At 69.7% G+C, this 16,929-nt stretch carries 20 protein-coding genes; 10 read left to right on the top strand and 10 right to left on the bottom strand.

What is annotated here, in order from left to right; all coding sequences use genetic code 11:
• The first annotated feature begins 123 nt into the window (after positions 1-123).
• From ACMYLB_RS02205 to ACMYLB_RS02170, 8 genes are all read left to right on the top strand, one after another.
• A complete protein-coding gene (locus ACMYLB_RS02205) occupies positions 124-1,527 on the top strand; it encodes an OmpP1/FadL family transporter (protein WP_415909353.1) in 1,404 nt (467 codons plus the stop codon).
• 128 nt (positions 1,528-1,655) lie between these two features.
• A complete protein-coding gene (locus ACMYLB_RS02200; RefSeq protein ID WP_415909352.1) occupies positions 1,656-2,885 on the top strand; it encodes an NAD(P)/FAD-dependent oxidoreductase in 1,230 nt (409 codons plus the stop codon).
• Between the two features lie 5 nt (positions 2,886-2,890).
• Positions 2,891-3,595, top strand: coding sequence for a hypothetical protein (locus tag ACMYLB_RS02195; protein WP_415909351.1), 705 nt, complete (start codon positions 2,891-2,893; stop codon positions 3,593-3,595).
• A 30-nt stretch (positions 3,596-3,625) separates the two neighbouring features.
• Positions 3,626-3,943 carry a TusE/DsrC/DsvC family sulfur relay protein gene (locus ACMYLB_RS02190; protein ID WP_415909350.1) on the top strand — a complete coding sequence of 106 codons (318 nt, stop codon included), beginning with the start codon at positions 3,626-3,628 and terminating at the stop codon, positions 3,941-3,943.
• Positions 3,944-3,988: 45 nt separating this feature from the next.
• The gene (locus tag ACMYLB_RS02185; protein ID WP_415909349.1) at positions 3,989-4,486 is read left to right on the top strand and encodes a DsrE/DsrF/DrsH-like family protein; all 498 of its coding nucleotides are present in this window, start codon (positions 3,989-3,991) and stop codon (positions 4,484-4,486) included.
• A gap of 156 nt (positions 4,487-4,642) precedes the next feature.
• Positions 4,643-5,293, top strand: coding sequence for a DUF3365 domain-containing protein (locus ACMYLB_RS02180; protein ID WP_415909348.1), 651 nt, complete (start codon positions 4,643-4,645; stop codon positions 5,291-5,293).
• A 39-nt stretch (positions 5,294-5,332) separates the two neighbouring features.
• A complete protein-coding gene (locus ACMYLB_RS02175; RefSeq protein ID WP_415909347.1) occupies positions 5,333-5,734 on the top strand; it encodes a rhodanese-like domain-containing protein in 402 nt (133 codons plus the stop codon).
• Positions 5,735-5,741: 7 nt separating this feature from the next.
• Positions 5,742-5,975 carry a hypothetical protein gene (locus ACMYLB_RS02170; protein WP_415909346.1) on the top strand — a complete coding sequence of 78 codons (234 nt, stop codon included), beginning with the start codon at positions 5,742-5,744 and terminating at the stop codon, positions 5,973-5,975.
• A gap of 3 nt (positions 5,976-5,978) precedes the next feature.
• Here ACMYLB_RS02170 and prmB read toward each other — a convergent pair whose 3' ends face one another.
• The 6 genes from prmB to ACMYLB_RS02140 all read right to left on the bottom strand — a co-directional run bounded on the left by prmB (position 5,979) and on the right by ACMYLB_RS02140 (position 10,030).
• Positions 5,979-6,872, bottom strand: coding sequence for a 50S ribosomal protein L3 N(5)-glutamine methyltransferase (gene prmB, locus ACMYLB_RS02165; RefSeq protein WP_415909345.1), 894 nt, complete (start codon positions 6,870-6,872; stop codon positions 5,979-5,981).
• Between the two features lies 1 nt (position 6,873).
• A complete protein-coding gene (locus ACMYLB_RS02160) occupies positions 6,874-7,524 on the bottom strand; it encodes a site-2 protease family protein (RefSeq protein ID WP_415909344.1) in 651 nt (216 codons plus the stop codon).
• Positions 7,525-7,597: 73 nt separating this feature from the next.
• Complete coding sequence (locus ACMYLB_RS02155) at positions 7,598-8,377, bottom strand: hypothetical protein (RefSeq protein WP_415909343.1); 780 nt, start codon at positions 8,375-8,377, stop codon at positions 7,598-7,600.
• Between the two features lie 86 nt (positions 8,378-8,463).
• Positions 8,464-9,306 carry a hypothetical protein gene (locus ACMYLB_RS02150; protein ID WP_415909342.1) on the bottom strand — a complete coding sequence of 281 codons (843 nt, stop codon included), beginning with the start codon at positions 9,304-9,306 and terminating at the stop codon, positions 8,464-8,466.
• 72 nt (positions 9,307-9,378) lie between these two features.
• Complete coding sequence (locus tag ACMYLB_RS02145; RefSeq protein WP_415909341.1) at positions 9,379-9,600, bottom strand: hypothetical protein; 222 nt, start codon at positions 9,598-9,600, stop codon at positions 9,379-9,381.
• Positions 9,601-9,634: 34 nt separating this feature from the next.
• Complete coding sequence (locus tag ACMYLB_RS02140) at positions 9,635-10,030, bottom strand: hypothetical protein (RefSeq protein WP_415909340.1); 396 nt, start codon at positions 10,028-10,030, stop codon at positions 9,635-9,637.
• 94 nt (positions 10,031-10,124) lie between these two features.
• Between ACMYLB_RS02140 and ACMYLB_RS02135 the strand changes: the two genes are divergently transcribed.
• Both ACMYLB_RS02135 and ACMYLB_RS02130 read left to right on the top strand, forming a co-directional pair.
• The gene (locus ACMYLB_RS02135; protein ID WP_415909339.1) at positions 10,125-11,216 is read left to right on the top strand and encodes a PA0069 family radical SAM protein; all 1,092 of its coding nucleotides are present in this window, start codon (positions 10,125-10,127) and stop codon (positions 11,214-11,216) included.
• A gap of 58 nt (positions 11,217-11,274) precedes the next feature.
• Positions 11,275-11,724, top strand: a complete 450-nt coding sequence (locus tag ACMYLB_RS02130) for a GatB/YqeY domain-containing protein (protein WP_415909338.1) — start codon at positions 11,275-11,277, stop codon at positions 11,722-11,724.
• Between the two features lie 101 nt (positions 11,725-11,825).
• Here the strand turns inward: ACMYLB_RS02130 and ACMYLB_RS02125 are convergent, their stop codons facing one another.
• The 4 genes from ACMYLB_RS02125 to ACMYLB_RS02110 all read right to left on the bottom strand — a co-directional run bounded on the left by ACMYLB_RS02125 (position 11,826) and on the right by ACMYLB_RS02110 (position 16,826).
• Positions 11,826-12,548: a phosphatase PAP2 family protein gene (locus tag ACMYLB_RS02125; RefSeq protein WP_415909337.1), complete on the bottom strand. Its 723-nt coding sequence runs from the start codon at positions 12,546-12,548 to the stop codon at positions 11,826-11,828.
• On the bottom strand, positions 12,545-13,474 hold the full coding sequence (locus ACMYLB_RS02120) for a hypothetical protein (RefSeq protein WP_415909336.1): 930 nt from the start codon (positions 13,472-13,474) through the stop codon (positions 12,545-12,547). Before ACMYLB_RS02120 ends, ACMYLB_RS02125 begins: the two co-directional genes overlap by 4 nt.
• The gene (locus ACMYLB_RS02115) at positions 13,471-15,510 is read right to left on the bottom strand and encodes an LTA synthase family protein (protein WP_415909335.1); all 2,040 of its coding nucleotides are present in this window, start codon (positions 15,508-15,510) and stop codon (positions 13,471-13,473) included. The genes ACMYLB_RS02120 and ACMYLB_RS02115 overlap by 4 nt, the downstream gene beginning before the upstream one ends.
• Before the next feature lie 65 nt (positions 15,511-15,575).
• The gene (locus tag ACMYLB_RS02110) at positions 15,576-16,826 is read right to left on the bottom strand and encodes a hypothetical protein (RefSeq protein ID WP_415909334.1); all 1,251 of its coding nucleotides are present in this window, start codon (positions 16,824-16,826) and stop codon (positions 15,576-15,578) included.
• Positions 16,827-16,929: the final 103 nt, after the last annotated feature.

The following is a 16,929-nucleotide window of genomic DNA, read 5'->3' as shown; positions in this document are numbered from 1 at the left end:
ACTTATTTGCATGCGCATTTGCGCATATAACTAGCCGGCTTTTCACTTTTGGCCAAGGCCTGCACAGCCAACCCGGGCCCGGTTGTGCGAGAATGCGGCGTCATTCCCCGAGGAATCATTCCCATGAAAGCCCTGCGCTCCCTTCTGCCCCCCGCCCTCACCCTGGCGGCGCTGAGTCTCACGAGCCCGCTGGTCGCGACCAACGGCATGAACATGGAGGGCTACGGCCCCATCGCCACGGCGATGGGCGGCACCTCGCTGGCCTTCGACAACGGCACCGCCGCCGTGATCAACAACCCGGCCACGCTCGGCCTCATGGCCGAGCGGGCGCGCCTCGACCTCGCCCTGGGCGTGCTCGGGCCCGACATCACGGCGACCAATCCGGCCGGCACGGCGGCGGATTCACAGCTGACCGCGTTCTACATGCCCGCTTTCGGCTACGCGCGCCGCGCCGGCAACTTCACCTACGGCCTCGGCGTGTTCGGCCAGGGCGGCATGGGCTGCCAATACGACGCCAACTCCTGGCGCGGCCTCGGCTTCGGCCTGGAGAACCGCACCGAGGTGTCGGTCGGCCGCGTGATTGCCCCGCTGGTCTGGAAGGTCAACGACCGCCTGCACATCGCGGCGACGGCCGACTTCATGTGGGCGGGCATGGACCTCAAGATGGCGATGAGCGGCACGCAGTTCTTCGACCTCGTGATGCCGACCAGCCAGCAGTTCGGCCGCGCCTCGGGCACGATCGTGCAGAGCTTCAGCGGCATGATGGCCACGCTGCCGTCCGGCACGAGCGTCGACTACGCCTACTTCAATTTCTCCAACGGCAATCCCTTCACCGGCGACGCCAGGGGCTACGGCTACGCCGGCAAGGTCGGCCTCGTCTACCAGGCCACGCCCCAGCTGACGCTCGGCCTCACCTACCACTCGAAGTCTGCGCTCAGCGACCTGAAGGCCACCGGCGCCGCCCTGAGCTTCCAGCTCAACGTCCCCGGCATGGGCGCGATGGCGCAGACTCTCACCGGCGAAATGAAGGTGAACGGCTTCGAATGGCCCGCCATGCTCGGCGCCGGCCTCGCCTACCGGCCCAACGAGCGCTGGCTCGTGGCGGCAGACGTCCGCCAGATCTACTGGGCCAGCGTCATGGACCAGTTCGCGATGACGTTCACCGCCTCCTCCGCGGCGAGCAACGGCAGCTTCGCCGGCCAGCAGCTGAGCGCCGTGCTCTTCCAGCACTGGGACGACCAGCTCGTCCTGCAGCTCGGCGCCGCCTACCAGGCCACCGACCGGCTCACGCTGCGCTTCGGCGGCGCCGCCTCGAGCGATCCGATCCCGGACAAGTTCCTCAACTGCCTCTTCCCGGCGACGATCGAGCGCCACCTCATGGCCGGCTTCGGCTGGAAGTTCGACGCGCGCTCGAGCGTCGACTTCTCGTTCACCCACGGCTTCGAGGTCGGCAAGACCAACGGCTACGGCATCCACATCACCCACGGGCAGAACAACGCCCAGCTGATGTATAGCTACCGGTTTTGAGCCCGGCGGCGCTGAAGCCGATCTAATTAATATGCGCATATACTCATATAAATGAGTCCGGCCGGCGGTTTCCACTCGTGGATTCCGCCCGGTCGGCGGACAATTCCCCCGCTCCCCTCCTTCCGCCCATGAAAAAGCTCCTCATCCTCGGCGCCGGCACCGCGGGCACGATGATGGCCAACAAGATGGCCGCCGTGCTGGACCGCTCCGACTGGCAGATCACGATCGTCGACCGCGACGGCACGCATCACTACCAGCCCGGCTACCTCTTCATCCCCTTCGGCATCTACACCGCCCGGGACGTCGTGAAGCCGCGCCAGGACTATCTGCCGCCCGGGATCGAGGTCGTCATCTCGCCCATCGACGTGATCGAACCGGACCGGAACCAGGTCCGCCTCAGCAACGGTCGCATCCTCGGCTACGACTACCTCATCATCGCCACCGGCACGCGGCCCGTGCCGACGCAGACCGAGGGCATGGCCGGGCCCGGCTGGCAGAAGAACGCCTTCGATTTCTACACCCTCGAAGGCGCCGCCGCCCTCGCCCGCAAGCTCCGGACCTGGGAGGGCGGCCGGCTCGTCGTGAACATCGTCGAGATGCCCATCAAGTGCCCGGTGGCGCCGCTCGAGTTCGCCTTCCTCGCCGACTGGTTCTTCACCACCCGCGGCATCCGCGACAAGGTCGAGATCGACTACGTCACTCCGCTCCCCGGCGCTTTCACCAAGCCGAAGGCCTCCGCCCTGCTCGGCGGCGTCCTCGACCAGAAGAGGATCCGGCTCACCGCCGACTACGCCGTCGGGCGTGTCGACACCGAGGAGCGCAAGCTCTTCTCCTGGGACGAACGCGAGGTGCCCTACGATCTCCTCGTCACCGTGCCCACCAACATGGGCGACGATTCCATCGCGCGCTCCGGCTTCGGCGACGAGCTCAACTACGTCCCGACCGACAAGCATACGCTCCGCACCAAGGTGAAGGACAACATCTTCGCCCTCGGCGACGCCACCGACCTGCCCGCCTCGAAAGCCGGTTCGGTCGTGCACTTCCAGGCCGACATCCTCGTGGAGAACCTCCTCGCCGCCATCGATGAGCAGCCGCTCCACGGCCATTTCGACGGCCATGCGAACTGCTTCATCGAGTCCGGCTTCGGCAAGGCCTTCCTCATCGACTTCAACTACGACACCGAGCCGCTCCCCGGCCTCTTCCCGCTCCCGGGCCTCGGCCCGCTCTCGCTGCTCGAGGAGACGCGGATGAACCACTACGGGAAGATGATGTTCCGCTGGGTCTACTGGAACGTCCTCCTCCGCGGCCTCGATCTGCCCATGGACTCCGCCCTCAGCATGGCGGGCAAACGCCGCTGATCGCCATGAACGCCACCGACCCCGCGCTCGCCGAACGCCTCGAGGCCCTCGACCGCAAGCTCGACCTCGTCCTCGAGGAAATGGCCGCCGTCCGCCGCGTGCGCCGCGAGATCGACGAGCTCCGCGACGACCTCACCCGCGTCGGCCGGGAGATGATCCCCGCGCTCGCCGGCGAACTCGATGCGGTCTCGACCCGCGTCCGGCCCGACGACGTCGCCGCCCTCCTCAAGCAGGTGCTGCGCAGCGTCGACGACCTCAACGCCTCGCTGGCCGCCCTCCACGCCGCCCGCGAGCTTCTGCAGGACGCCACCCCCATCGCCCGCCAGCTCATGAACGACGCCGTCGCGAAGTTCGACGAGCTCGACCGCAAGGGCTACTTCGAGAAAGGCCGCGAACTCACCCGCGTGCTCGACAACGTCGTCGCCAACTTCTCCGTCGAGGACATCCGCCTCCTCTCGGAGAACGTCGTCGCGATCCTCTCGACCGTGAAGAACCTCACGCAGCCCGAGATGCTCGAGGCGATCAACAACGCCGTCGAGGTCTACAAGAAGATCGATTTCGAGTCGGTCGAGGAGTTCTCGCTCTGGACCGCCTTCAAGGAGGTCAACAAGCCCGAGATGCGCCGCGGCCTCGGCTTCCTCATCGTCTTCCTCCGCAACCTCAGCGCCCACACGCCGGCCCCGCGCGTCGTCCCGCCGGCCCGCTCCTGAACCGCACTTCACCGCCAACCCACCACCGCCATGTCCATCCGCACCATCAACAACAAGCCCGTCGACTTCGATGCCGAGGGTTTCATGACCAACGCCAAGGACTGGGATCTCGAGATCGCCAAGGTCCTCGCCGCCGAGGAGGGCATCCCCGCCCTCACCGACCGCCACGTCGTCGTCCTGAATTTCATGCGCCGGGAATTCGAGACGAAGGGCGACGGCCCGAGCATCCGCAAGCTCACCAAGGAGAGCGGCGTGCCGACCAAGGAGCTCTACGAGCTCTTCCCCGGCGGCCCGGCCAAGAAGGCCGCCAAGATCGCCGGCATCAAGAAGCCCCACGGCTGCATCTGAGCCGCCCCGGGCGCCACGCCCACCCACCATCGCCACTCCCCCGCCATGTCCTCACCCGAAAAAATCAAGAAGGTCTCGATCATCGTCTCGCGCGGCTCGCTCGACGGCGTGTATCCGGGACTCATCATGGCCAACGGCGCCCGCATGGAGGGCATCGAGGCCAACCTGTTCTTCACCTTCTTCGGCCTCTACGCCGTGCTGAAGGAATATCAGGACAAGCTGAAGATCGCCACCGTCGGCAACCCCGCCATGCGCGTGCCCGACGCGAAGGGCTTCCCGCTGCCCACGCTCCTCGGCGCACTCCCCGGCATGTCCGCCTTCGCCACGAAAATGATGCAGAAGGAAATGGAGGCGCTCGACATCCCGCCCGTGAGCGAGTTCACGCAGATGATCGCCGACGCCGGCGGCCACCTCTACGCCTGCAAGGCCACGGTCGACATGTTCCACCTCACGAACGACGACTTCGTGCCGCACCTGGAAAAGGTTCTCACCGTCGGCGATTTCTACGAGCTGGCCGCGGGCGGCCAGATCATCTTCACCTGAGCGCAGGTGGGTGGCGCGGCGTTCGCGCGCCGCGCCTCATGGCGGGCCCCGCCGATTCGACGCGGCGGGGCCTTACCCTGTCCGGCCCCCACTGCGCATCCATTGCCGTTGCTTGGCTGCGTAGGCAAACGCCGCGCGCGGGTGTATCATTCCCCCATGAAAAACGCCGCCTACCCCGTGGTGTTCGCCTGCCTGGGCGCCTGCCTCTGGGCGCAAGAGCCTGCGAAACCGCCGCTGAAATTCGCGTGGGCCCCGGCAGACGATCCCCTGACCGCCACCGTGCGCTCCGCCGGCGAGAAGCTCATCGACCGCATCGGCGGCTCGCTGCTGATCGAGGTCGAGCGCACCCTCGCCACCAAGGGCCTCGACGAGGCCGTCGAGCTCATGCACCTGAAGTCGCTCGCCCCGCCGCGCCCCCTCGAGGGCAAGCCGCGCGTCACCGCGATCAAGCTCACCAGCTTCCGCGTGCGCGAGCCGAGGAACACGCCTGACGAAGCCGACTTCGCCGCGCTCGACCTCGTCCGCACCGCCCTCAACGCCGGCGAGGCCCCGCCCAAGGTCATCGTGCAGACGGTCGACGCTGCCGACACGCCGACCGAGTGGCGCGTCTACCGCCCCATCGCCGTCAGCCCCAAGTGCCTCCTCTGCCACGGCAACTCCGACTCGCTGCAGCCGCAGGTGCGCTACATGCTCGAGCGCCTGTATCCGGAGGACAAGGCGACCGGCTACTCGGCCTGGGAGTGGCGCGGCCTCATCCGCGTCTCCTACGCGGCGCCCGTTCCCCCGGCTCCCGCTAAGACCAATTGAGCGCCTTGCCGCCGCGACGCTTCCGCCCATCCTCACGGCATGCTGAAAAAACTCGCCGCCCTCCTGCTGCTCGGCGCGCTGGCGTCGTTCGCCGCCGAAGTCTCCCGCCTCACGCCCGCCGCCGCCGCCAAGCTCGTCGCGGACGGCCAGGCGGTCCTGATCGACGTCCGCGAGCCCGCCGAGTGGTTCCAGACCGGCGTCGCCCAACCCGCCGTGCTGCTGCCGCAGAGCGATTTTGAGAACGCCCAATTCGAGTGGAAGCCGTTCCTCGAAAAGGCGCCGAAGGACAAGACGCTCATCCTCTACTGCCGCTCCGGCAAGCGCGCCGGCAACATCGCCGCCGCGCTCGCCGAAAAGGGCTACCGGGTCGCCAACGCCGGCGGCCTGAAGGACTGGATCGACGCCGGCCTGCCCACCCGCCAGCTGGAAACCAAGAAGTGAGGTCCCCATGAATCCCTGGCCCGCCGACCCGCTGCCGCCGCCCGCCCCGTTCGATCACGGCGAACCGTGCGGCCCCGACTGCGCGTTCGCCCGGACGATCCGCGCCGACCCGTATGCCGACGCGTGGCTGTGGTGCGCGCACCCCGCGAACTCCACCCACCTCGTCCACCCCGGCCGCCCCTGCGCGCGCTACGCGCCAGCCGGAGTCGGCCCCGCGACCGGAATGCCGGTCGGCGCCTGAAGCTCAGCCGTTCCACCCGCGCAGGCGCGCAGCGGTGATCACGCAGACGCAATCCTCGCCGTCGGCGGTGTGCAGCCAGTGCGGGTCGAGTTCGGGAAACGCGGCGGCGAGCGCGGGCTTCGCCTGGCCGACCTCGAGCGCGACGATGCCGTGCGGTTGCAGGCGCTCGCGGGCCTGGCGCAGGAGCTTGCGCACGACGTCGAGGCCGTCGCGCCCGCCGTCGAGCGCCATCGCCGGCTCGCGCTTGAACTCCTCCGGCAGGCCGCGCATCTCGCGCGTCGGCACGTAGGGCGGGTTCGAGAGGATCAGGTCGTATCTCGCCGCCGGCACGGCGTCGAAGACGTCGGAGCGGTGCAGCTTGATGCGCGCGCCGAGCCGGTTCTGCGCGAAATTGAAGCGCGCCACCGCCGCCGCGTCGGGCGAGAGCTCGATCGCGTCGACCTTCGCCTCCGGGAAGCGGTCCGCCAGCAGCACCGCGAGGCAGCCGCTGCCGGTGCAGACGTCGACCACGCGCTTCACCGGCTTGCCCGCCGGCAGCCACTGCGGCACCGCCTCGGGCAGCAGCTCGACGAAATACGAGCGGGGAATGATCACGCGCTCGTCGACGTAGAACTGGTGCCCGCCGAGCCAGGCCTCGCGCGTGAGGTAGGCCGCGGGCACGTGCTCCTCGGTGCGGCGGCGGAAAACCTCCGCCAGCTTCTCCGCCTGCGCCGGCGTGGGCTTGCGCCGCAGGACACTGCGCGGGCTCTCCAGCGGCAGCTCGAGCGTGCGGAGCAGCAGGTAGAGCGCCTCGTCGTGCGCGTTGTCCGCGACCTGTCCGAGCGCGACGCGGTGCCGGGCGTAGCGCCGCAGCGCCCACGCCAGCCAGTCAGCGATCGTTTGGGGCTGTGCCGGCATGTCAGATTCCTGCGAGGGATTGATAAAGCAGCACGAAGGGCAGAGCGACCAGTTTCATCAGCGTGATGAGCGCCCAGCGCACCGGTGGCAGCCAGAGCGCGAGGATCAGCACGAGGAAGCTCCAGCGCGCGATCGCGAGGTAGGTCTCGTCGCGCATGCGCACGGCGTGCCGCAGCACCTGGCCGCCGTCGAGCGGCGGGAGGGGCAGGAGGTTGAAGACCGCGAGCGTGACGTTCAGCCCGACGATGAGCAGGAAGAGCTCCGTCGTGCGCGGGTCCGTCCGGTAGAGCAGGCCGCCGAGCACCGCCGCGAGCAGCGCCAGGCCGAGGTTGGAGAGCGGGCCGGCGAGCGTCACCAGCACGTCGTCGCGGCGCGGGTGCCGGAAGTTCCGCGGGTCGACCAGCACCGGCTTGCCCCAGCCGAAAAGGAAGCCGCCGCCGAGCGCGAAGATGCACACGAGCGGGAAGATCACCGTGCCGAACAGGTCCATGTGCGGCAACGGATTGATCGTCACGCGGCCGAGCAGGCGCGGCGTCGGGTCCCCGAGCTTGTCGGCCATGTAGGCGTGGGCCCACTCGTGGATGCAGAGGCTGCAGACGAGCACGATGTAGAACAGCAGGCCGCTGCGCAGCGTGGAAAGGTCGAGGTCCATGCGGAGGGGTGGCCTTTTCGCCCGCTTTGCGCAGGGCGTCGAGCTTCTTTGCCGGGGCGGGCCGCCGGCGGGATCAGGCGCTCTTGGCGCGGCTGCGGTGCTCGGAGCAGTAACACTGGTCGTCGTCGCCGTAGCGGAAATCCTCCAGCGGGTGCGTCAGCTCGGTCTTGCCGCAGACGACGCAGCGGTGGCGCGGCTCGCGCGCGTCGGCCCGGGCGGCGGCGGCGCGCGCCTGGTGCTCCATGCGGCGGCGGCCGGTCCTCACGCGCTCGACGATGTCGCGGGAGAAGAAGAGCAGGAAGTTGCCGACGGCGGCGAGCGTGGCCAGCCGGGTGGGCCAGCCGCCGAAGACCAGCGCGTAGCCGTAGAAGAGCCACTGCAGGAGTGCGAGCCACTTGATCTTCACCGGCAGGATGAAGAAGAGCATCATCTCGAAGTCCGGATTGAGGAAGGCGAAGGCGAGGAACACGCTGCCGGCGAGGAAGAGGTTCGTGGCGTAGCCGAGCGGGAAGAGGAACGACACCGCCACGGTCAGCGCCCAGCCGGTGAGGAGAAACAGGTTGTAGCGGAACACGCCCCAGTAGCCCTCCAGCGCCGTGCCCATCATCCAGAAGAGATACCAGGCGAACGCGATGAAGACCGGGCTGGAGTTCGGCGGCAGGAACAGGAACGACACCACGCGCCAGAACTCGCCCTCGCGCACGGCCAGCGGCAGCAGCGCGATCCGCTCGAGGTCGAAATACCCGAGGAACGACACGCTCCAGAAGAACACCTGGCCGAACACCAGGTAGAGCGAGAGGTTGGGGATCGCGAAGCGCCCGAGCGCGCGTTCGAGCCGGTTGAGGAAAGCCATGCGCTGGAACTGTCATCCCCGCCCGCGGCGCGCAAGCGCCGAGCGGTGAAATGGAAGGGCGGCGCGATTTTCGCGCGGGCCGGGCGTCATTTCGCGGCCGGGGCGGCGAGCGCGTCGAGCAGCTTCTGCTTCTCCTCGGTGAGCTTCAGGTCGGTGACCTGGTCGAGGAGCGCGCGGGCCTCGTCGCGGCGGCCGAGTTTCACCAGGATGTTGGCGCGCTGGAGCTTCACCAGCTGGCGCATGGATTCGGTCGTGGCGCGGCCGCCGAGCTTCTCCCAGACGGCGAGCGCCTCCTCCCAGCGGGGCGGCTCGACCTCGTAGTAGGCCTTGGCGTGCTGGTAGGCGAGCGAGAGGTCCGCCGGCGCGAGGTCGGCCGCGCGCTGGAAGGCCTCGAGCATCGCCTTGTCGAGCGCCGCGCGCGTCCAGCCGCCCTCGTGCAGGAAATCCTCGCGCGCCGCGAGCAGCAGCTGGCCGAGGTGGAAGTGATAGAGGGGCTCGTTCGGCGCGAGGTCGATCGCGGCGGTGAGATACGGCAGCGCCTCGAGCGGCCGGCCGTCTTCGGCGAGGTGCTTGGCCAGCTGGTTCTTCACCAGCGGGATGTTCGGATCGAGCTTGTTGGCCTTCAGCAGCATCGCGACCGCGGCCTTGGTCATGTCGATCTTGCCGAGGAAGACGCCGTAGGCGACGTAGCCGGGCGCGAAGTCCGGGTTCTTCTGGATGAAGACGTCGTAGCTGCTCGCGAGGCCCTTGGCCTCGCCGGCGAAGCGCGCCTCGTCGAGCTGGTCGCCCTCCTTCTCCGCGCGCTCGAAGAGCTGCTTCTGGCGCTCGACGATTTCCTTCAGCGTTTTTTCCGCGAGCGTCTCGGCCGCAAACGACGGCACGACGCAAATCGCGAGCAGGGCGCACAGGGCGAGGAGGCGGTGGGACACGCGGCAGTTGGACACAGGCGGCGGGGATTCGTTCAATGCTGCGGCGTTTTTACGCCGGCGGGCGACGTTTTTCTAGACCCGGGCGCCGAGCTGCCGCGCCGCCGCGAGCACCTCCGCTGGCACCGTCACGGGCGCGATGAAGCCGCGCGCGGGATAAGCCACCAGCCGCTCGACCTCGCCGGCGAGTTGGGCGGGCAGCGTCGTGCCGTGCCGCGCATACAGCGCCGCCTCGTCCGCCCGCGAGCGCTCGGGAGCGACGCCGCAGGCGTGCACCGCGGGCCAGTGCCGGGCCACGGTGGCCAGCGCCCGCCGCAGGCGGCAGGGGTCGTCACGGCGATCGCCGTGCGCAGGCCGGCGCCGGGCCGCAGGTCCGGTCGCGTCTCCGCCAGCGCCGCGGTGGTGAACGCCAGGTTCTCGCCGGTGTTGGTCGAACGCGTCTCCAGCAGCGCGAGGCGCGCCTCCGCCGCGGGCCGGTGACGCCGCAGCTCGTCGCGGAACTCCAGCGCCTCCGGCTGGGAAAATCCCCGCTGCCCGCGCCGACGCCGCCGGAAAACACGATCCAGCGCGCGCGGCCGGCGAGGGCGAGTTCGGCGCAGAGCCGCGGGATCGCGCGATCGAAGTGCCCGAGGCCGAGCACGACGTCCGCCGGCTCGGCCGGCAGCGCGTCGGCCTGCGCCAGGAAGGCATGGACGGTCTCGAGGGCGCGGTCGACGGCGGCGGACATCGCGCGAACGACACGCTTTCCGCGGCCCGGGCGCAATCCCGCACGCGGCGCCACTTCGTGCTGGCGGCGCGGGCGGTTTGGATAAGTTCGCGGCATGTCCTCCGCCGCGCCCGCCCCGTCCCCCGCCCCGAGCGGCCGCGGCGCCCGGATCAACCCGGCCAACCGCTTCGAGCCGATCACGGTCGCGGCCGATCCGGACTTCGTCGAGTTCGACGAGCACGGCGTGCCGGTCGAGCGGCCGCTGCCGCGGACGCAGTTTTTCGACGACGCGAGCGAGTCGATCCTCACCGCCAACGACAGCCCCGACGTCCGCGCCGCCTGGGGCCTGAATCCCTACCGCGGCTGCGAGCACGGCTGCGCCTACTGCTTCGCCCGGCCCTACCACGACTACCTCGGCTGGAGCAGCGGCCTCGACTTCGAGACGAAGATCCTCGTGAAACGGCACGCGCCGGAGCTGCTGCGCCGCGAGCTTGGCGCCCGGAAATGGCGGCCGGAGACGGTGATGATCAGCGGCGTCACCGACTGCTACCAACCGGCCGAGCGGCGCTTCCGGCTCACGCGCGCGTGCCTGGAAGTGTTCGCGGAGTTCCGCAACCCGGTCGCTCTCATCACCAAGAATTTCCTCGTGACCCGCGACCGCGACGTGCTGGCCGAGCTCGCGCGCTGGCAGTGCGCCACGGTCGTGCTCAGCGTCACCACGCTCGACGCCGCCCTCGCGGGCCGGCTCGAGCCGCGCGCCGCCCGGCCCGAGCACCGGCTCCGCGCCATCCGCCTGCTGGCCGAGGCGGGCGTGCCGGTCGGGGTGAACGTCGCGCCCGTCATCCCGGGGCTCAACGACCACGAGCTGCCCGCCATCCTCGAGGCCGCCCGCGACGCCGGCGCCCGGCGCGCCGGCTACATCCTGCTCCGCCTGCCGCACGCGGTGAAGGACGTGTTCGTCGACTGGCTCGACGCCCACGAGCCGGGCAAGAAGGAGCGCGTGCTCAGCCGGGTGCGCGCGATGCGCGGCGGGCAGCTCTACGACGCCCGCTTCGGCACGCGCGGGCGCGGCGAGGGCATCTTCGCCGAGCAGCTGCGGCAGGTCTTCGCCGTGACGACCCGCCGCCTCGGCCTCAACCGCGAGGAGTTCCCGCTCTCGACCGCGCATTTCCGGCAGCCGGGCGGCGTGCAGCTCGAGCTGCTCTGAACCGGCGCGGGACGCACTCCGCGCTTTCGCTTTGGCGCGAGTTCGGCATCTTCGCGGCATGGCCTCCGTCTACGAAACCCTCCGTGCCGACATCGTCGCCGCCATGAAGGCGCGCGACACCGCCCGCGCCACCGCGCTCCGCACCATGGACGCCGCGATCCAGCGCGCCGCGCTCGACGGCAACAAGCCGATCGCCGACACGCTCGCCGTCGCGACGATCCGCAAGGCGGTGAAGAACCTCGCCGACGCCCGCACCGAGTTCGAGAAGGGCGGCCGCGCCGACCTCGTGGCCGCCAACACCGCCGAGATCGCGCACCTCGAGAAGTATCTCCCGCAGGGCCTCGACGCCGCCAAGCTCGACGCGCTCATCACCGAGGTCATCGCCGCCGTCGGCGCGACCTCGAAGAAGGAAATGGGCAAGGTCATCGGCGCGCTGAAGCAACGCCCGGAGGCGCCGCTGATCGACTTCGGCGCCGCGAGCAAGGTCGTGCAGGCCAAGCTGCCGTAACGGCGCGGCGCGCGCACGCTTCGGCGGATTCGTGCGGGCGCCTTCCCGCGTCCGGCGTGCACACTTGGGCGAGGGCCGTTGGGGACAACGGCCCCGACCGGTCAGGCGTTCGCCGCGCTCGGTGCGTCGGACGGCGTCCGCACCACGATCACGCGGCGCCAGACCAGCATGACGATCCAAGCGAGCAGCAGCGTCGTCGTCGTGTGGCTGAGGTAGTGCGCGCCCTTGAGCTGTTGGTAGATGCCCATCCAGAGCCCGACGCCGAGGCCGAGCGCGAGACCGAAGATCCGCGCGCGGCGCGAGGGCCAGAGCCAGGCGAGGCTCAGCAGGGCGAAGCCGCCGCTGGCGTGGCCGGCGGGGAAGCAGTGGCCGCGCTGGGCGGGCCGGTCGTCGCTCGGATACGGTTCGCAGAGCTTCACGTAGGGCACGCCGCCGCCGTAGCGGCGGATTTCCGAGGGGCAGAAGGTGTTGGTGACGTTCTTCCCCAAGCCGGCGAGCGCGGGCACGGTGGCGAGGGTCGCGACGGCGACCCAGAGGGCGCGGCGGTCGAAGCGCAGGCGATCGCGCCAGCGGGCGGGGCCGAGGGCGAGCACGAGGAGGGTGACGCCGGTGACGATCACGCCGATCTTCGGGATGTTGTAGAACACGGCGCGGCCGACGGGCTCGTTGCCGTCGACGATCCAGCGGCGGGCGACGAAGTCGTAGCAGTGGTCCTGCAGCCACAGGTCGACGCTCGTAAACTCGTAGAGCGCGAGCGTGCCGGCGAGCAGCCACACGGCGGGCCAGAGCGTGCGGTCGAGAAATTCGGGCGCGCGGGGCGTCATTGGCCCGACGCTGGGTCTTTTTTGCGGCCGAGCAAGCGCTTGAAATCGAAGTTCACGCGGAGCTTGGCGTTGAGGCCGACGTCGTTGCCGTCGGGGCCGTGGGTGAGGCGCAGGCCGACGCCGAGCAGCCATTTGCCCTTGGCGTGGAAGGTGTATTTCGGCGGGAGCGTCCACACCACGCCGGGGCGGATGCCGACGACGTAGCGGTCACTCGAGCTGGTGAGCTGCGTCGTCTGGTAGATCGTCTCGAGCGTGTAGGTGGTCGGACCGCGTTCCCAGAGCACGCCGCCGGAGAAGCCGAGCGAGTCGGCGCGCAGGTCGTTTTTCTCCAGGCGGCCGACAACGTCGGTCTGCGTGACGTCGTCATAACCCAGGCCCCAGAACACGCGCCAGCCGGGGTGGGACGGGAGCGCGCGCGACATGGTGAAGTAGGGCGAGAGGTGCTTCAGGCCGTCGGTGACGTCGGGCGGCGGCGTGCCGAGCGGGCGCGACCAGTCGAGGCCGACGGAGGTGTCGATGCCGAGGTGGAACGGATCGCCGAGGCGGTATTTGGTGCCGAGGTGGATCGAGGCGAAGCCGCTTTCCTCGCCGAAGGTTCCGTTCTTCAGGCCGTGGGTGAAGTAGGCATCGGTCTCCGCGGTCGCCTCCCAGCGCGCCGTGAGGCCGTAGCGCAGGCCGAGTGCGGTGCGGATCTCATCGCGCTTCGTCAGGTCGCCGAGGTGCGGGTGGACGATGAGGCGGAGCGAGCTCTTCCGCTCGGTGCCGGGGAGCGCGCTGTTGAAGATGCCCTGGATGCGGAGGTCGTCGTCGGTGGCCTTCTGGACCTTCGCCGGCTCGGCGGCGGGCGCCGCGGCCGCCGGGTCCTCGGCGCGGACGAACGGCGCCGCGAGGGTCAGGGCGAGGGAGCAGCAGGTCAGGAGTTTCATTTGCCGGCAGGTTTTTCCGCGGCGCGCTTCTCGCCCTCGGCGGTGAATCGGGCGATCTCCTCGGGCGTGAGCGCCCCGTAGAGGTGGTGTTCGTAGAGATAGTTCGCGCTCTGGTAGTAGCCGATGGCGGCCTTCTCGTTCGCCTCGTCGCGCGGGGCGGGCGTGAGCGCGCCGGTGCGCAGGTCGACGGTGTAGGCATTCGCGCCGCGCTGCGGACGGAGGACGACGAAGTGACCGTGCTCGAGGTGGCCGAGCTTCTGGTAGTTGCCGATGAGGGCGCGCGTGGCCTCGGGCGGCGTGCGGCGGACGTCGTGGCCGTAGAAGCGCGAGACGTAGCTCCAGTTGAGCAGGCCGAGGAGCGTGGGGGCGTAGTCGACCTGGCTGGTGAGCGCCTGGATGCGGCCGGGCGCGATCTGGCCGCCGGGCGCGTAGATGAAGAGCGGGATGTGGTAGTTCTGCACCGGCAGCTCGGCGCGGCCGGCGCTGGAGGCGCAGTGGTCGGCGACGATGACGAAGATGGTGTTCTTGAACCACGGCTTCTTCTCGGCGTCGCGGAGGAACTGGCCGATGGCGAAGTCGGTGTATTTCACCGCGCCGGCGCGGCCGGAGATCTTCGACGGCAGGTCGATCTTGCCCTCGGGGAAGGTGTAGGGCCGGTGGTTCGACGTCGTCATGACGAAGTAGTGGAACGGCTTGCCGGCGGCGAACGCCGCGTCGGCCTCGCGCATGGTCCAGCGGTAGAGGTCCTCGTCGCACGCGCCCCAGACGTTGGCGAAGGTGACGTCGGCCTCGTGGCTGTTGCGGTCGATGACGCGGTAGCCGTTCGACCCGAAGAAATAGTTCATGTTGTCGAAGTAGCCGAAGCCGCCGTAGATGAAGGCGGTCTCGTAGCCCTTGGCGCGGAACACCGAGCCGAGGGTGAACATGTTCTCGTTGGCCGGGCGCTTGATCATCGAGCGGCCGGGGGTCGGCGGCAGCGAGAGCGTGAGCGCCTCCATGCCGCGGTCGGTGCGCGTGCCGGTGGCGTAGAAGTTCTCGAACACCAGGCTGTGGCGCGCGAGCGCCTCGAGGTTGGGCGTGAGCTTCGAGGCGTGGTTGAAGAGACTGACGAAGTCCGCGCTGAGGCTCTCGACCGTGATCTGGATGACGTTGGGCTTCAGCTCGGGGCCGCCGTCGTTCTTCACGTAGCGCAGCGTGTCGCGCTCGCCGGGCCGGAGCAGGATGGAGCCGTCGGCCGTGAGCTTGGCCTGCACCTGGGCGAAGGCCTCGTCGACCGGCAGCGTCTTGTAGAACTGCTCGTAGTCGAGGATGTTGTTCTTGAAGGCGGCGAAGAGCGCCCAGAGGCCGTTCTTGCCGATCTCGCGGTTGAAGTTGTTCTTGAAGGCGGGCAGCCGCGTGTCGTCCTGCACGAGGCCGAACGCGATCGTCGCGAGCAGCCAGATCGCCGCGGCCTTCCAGCGCCGGCCCATCGGCTCGGTCGCGGCGGCGAACCAGCGCCGCGGCCAGCCCGAGCGCGCGAGCAGCCAGACGCCGAGCACGGCGCCGGCACCGACGCCGCCGAGGATCGCGGGGAGATTGTAGGACTCGCGGATGTTGCCCACGACCTCGGTGGTGTAGACGAGGTAGTCGACCGCGATGAAGTTGAAGCGCACGCCGAACTCCTCCCAGAACGTCCACTCGGAAACCGTGCCGAAGAGCAGCGCGTAAAGGACGACGAAGGCCCCGCCGGCCGCCAGCCAGCGCGCCCACGCCCACTCGAAGAACCGCGCCGGCAGCGCAGCCAGCAGCAGCGTCAGCGGCAGCGAGGCCCAGGCCGCCGCGCCCAGGTCGTAGAGGAAGCCCCAGCCGAACGCCGCCAGCAGCGAGGGATTCCAGACCACGTCGTGCCGCGCCTGGACGAGGAGCGCCACGCGCGTGAGGAACGCCACGATCACGAACACCGCGAAAAAGATCGCGACGCCGCCGTGTCGGCGCTCGAGCAGTCGATACCAGAGGCGGCGGCGCCCGTCAGCGGGCGTCGGGGAAGTGCGGGACATAGGGCAAGTGTGGGGGCGGAGATGAATCGGCGATGAACCGCCGATGAACGGCGATTCATTTCCCGTCACGTCAGAGGGAGCAACTCCATTAAACGGACGGGAAAATCGGTCGCGGGCGGCGCGGCGACGGCGGCGAGCAGCGCCAGCAGGAGCACCCCGGCGGCCAGGCGTCGCGCCTCTCGGCGCCGCACCCAGCCGCGGGCGAGCAGCCCGGCGAGCACCACCGCGCCGGCGGCGAGCACGAACCCGCGCGGGATCGTGGCGCGGTGCTCCACCAGGCCGATGCCCAGCGCGGACCCGATCCAGCCCGCGACGCCGTAGACGAGCGCGGCCAGCTGCACGCGGCTGCCGCGCGCCGGGTAGAACACCAGCGCGGTCGAGTAGATCGACACCGCCGCGGTGTAGAGCAGCACGCCCTCGGTGAGCTTCGCGCGGTTGGGCTCGATCAGCACGCACGCGGCGAGCAACATGGCCGCCGCCGCCAGCACCGCGCGCCCGACCCAGCGCCGGTCCATCATGTAGCCCGCCAGGAGCGCGGCGGCGAAGTGGATGGCGGCGTTGGCGTAGAGGCGCCCGGCGCCCCAGGTGAGCTCCTTCAGATACGGCGTGTGCTGGATCACGTAGAACGCGCCGCTGTCGAGCCACACGAGCGCGAGGAAGATCAGGACCCACGCGACGATGCCGGGCCGCTGGTAGTCGGCGCTGTCCGGCACCTGCCGCGGCGCCCGCAGATCCATCATCTGCACCGCGAGGATGCCGACGCAGGCCGCCCCCAGCGCGATGAACGCCTGGGCGTCGCGCCCCGCGTTGAACACGAACGGCAGGTTGCAGAACGCGTAGGCCGTCCCGGTGCCCAGCCCGATGGCCGTGCCGAGCCGGTCGCCGCCCGTCACGCGCCGCAGCGTGGCCGCGAGCGTCACCGTCAGCCCGCCCGCCCCGAAACCCGTGAGCAGCGCCACCGCGAGGAGCGGCCCGGCGGACTTCGCCACCAGGCTCAGCGCCGCCGCCGCGCCGCAGACCGCGAACAGCGCCACCATCCGGCGCAGGCTGCGGTTCTCGGCAAAACGGAAGGCCGCCCAGGCGCTGCCGCCGAGCCCGGCCACGCCCATCGCGGCCAGGATGGGCTTGAGCAGCGGACCCTGCTCGCCGACGACCGCCTGCACGATCTTCAGCAAGCCGAACTGCGCGAAGATCAGGAAAAACACATACGTGGCCGCGACGGCCAGCACCGCGCCGAGCCAGGCGCTGTTTTGCGGCGTAAACTCCTCGTGGTAATGCCCCCGGTCGTCGCCGGCGTTGTGCGAAGGGTGACTCATCGCCTGTGTGTGCGAGGGGGGTTGTCGCCCCTTATGCCGCGGCGGGCAAAAGAAATTTCTTGCCGCTCGAAACTGGCCGCGGCTTTCTACCCGCCTCCGTCCG

It is taken from the genome of Oleiharenicola sp. Vm1 (genome assembly GCF_047777955.1).
In the GTDB taxonomy this organism is placed as follows: Bacteria; Verrucomicrobiota; Verrucomicrobiia; order Opitutales; family Opitutaceae; genus Didemnitutus.
Note: the sequence above shows the minus strand (reverse complement) of the source record. Positions and strands in the feature narration are given on the sequence as shown.

Coding starts and splice junctions, on each gene's coding strand:
- ACMYLB_RS02185 (WP_415909349.1), top strand. CDS start 3,989: ATGTCCTCACCCGAAAAAATCAAGAAGGTCTCGATCATCGTCTCGCGC.
- ACMYLB_RS02110 (WP_415909334.1), bottom strand. CDS start 16,826: ATGAGTCACCCTTCGCACAACGCCGGCGACGACCGGGGGCATTACCAC.
- prmB (WP_415909345.1), bottom strand. CDS start 6,872: ATGCCGGCACAGCCCCAAACGATCGCTGACTGGCTGGCGTGGGCGCTG.
- ACMYLB_RS02130 (WP_415909338.1), top strand. CDS start 11,275: ATGGCCTCCGTCTACGAAACCCTCCGTGCCGACATCGTCGCCGCCATG.
- ACMYLB_RS02135 (WP_415909339.1), top strand. CDS start 10,125: ATGTCCTCCGCCGCGCCCGCCCCGTCCCCCGCCCCGAGCGGCCGCGGC.
- ACMYLB_RS02140 (WP_415909340.1), bottom strand. CDS start 10,030: ATGTCCGCCGCCGTCGACCGCGCCCTCGAGACCGTCCATGCCTTCCTG.
- ACMYLB_RS02200 (WP_415909352.1), top strand. CDS start 1,656: ATGAAAAAGCTCCTCATCCTCGGCGCCGGCACCGCGGGCACGATGATG.
- ACMYLB_RS02180 (WP_415909348.1), top strand. CDS start 4,643: ATGAAAAACGCCGCCTACCCCGTGGTGTTCGCCTGCCTGGGCGCCTGC.
- ACMYLB_RS02125 (WP_415909337.1), bottom strand. CDS start 12,548: ATGACGCCCCGCGCGCCCGAATTTCTCGACCGCACGCTCTGGCCCGCC.
- ACMYLB_RS02190 (WP_415909350.1), top strand. CDS start 3,626: ATGTCCATCCGCACCATCAACAACAAGCCCGTCGACTTCGATGCCGAG.
- ACMYLB_RS02160 (WP_415909344.1), bottom strand. CDS start 7,524: ATGGACCTCGACCTTTCCACGCTGCGCAGCGGCCTGCTGTTCTACATC.
- ACMYLB_RS02155 (WP_415909343.1), bottom strand. CDS start 8,377: ATGGCTTTCCTCAACCGGCTCGAACGCGCGCTCGGGCGCTTCGCGATC.
- ACMYLB_RS02195 (WP_415909351.1), top strand. CDS start 2,891: ATGAACGCCACCGACCCCGCGCTCGCCGAACGCCTCGAGGCCCTCGAC.
- ACMYLB_RS02115 (WP_415909335.1), bottom strand. CDS start 15,510: ATGTCCCGCACTTCCCCGACGCCCGCTGACGGGCGCCGCCGCCTCTGG.
- ACMYLB_RS02120 (WP_415909336.1), bottom strand. CDS start 13,474: ATGAAACTCCTGACCTGCTGCTCCCTCGCCCTGACCCTCGCGGCGCCG.
- ACMYLB_RS02170 (WP_415909346.1), top strand. CDS start 5,742: ATGAATCCCTGGCCCGCCGACCCGCTGCCGCCGCCCGCCCCGTTCGAT.
- ACMYLB_RS02205 (WP_415909353.1), top strand. CDS start 124: ATGAAAGCCCTGCGCTCCCTTCTGCCCCCCGCCCTCACCCTGGCGGCG.
- ACMYLB_RS02175 (WP_415909347.1), top strand. CDS start 5,333: ATGCTGAAAAAACTCGCCGCCCTCCTGCTGCTCGGCGCGCTGGCGTCG.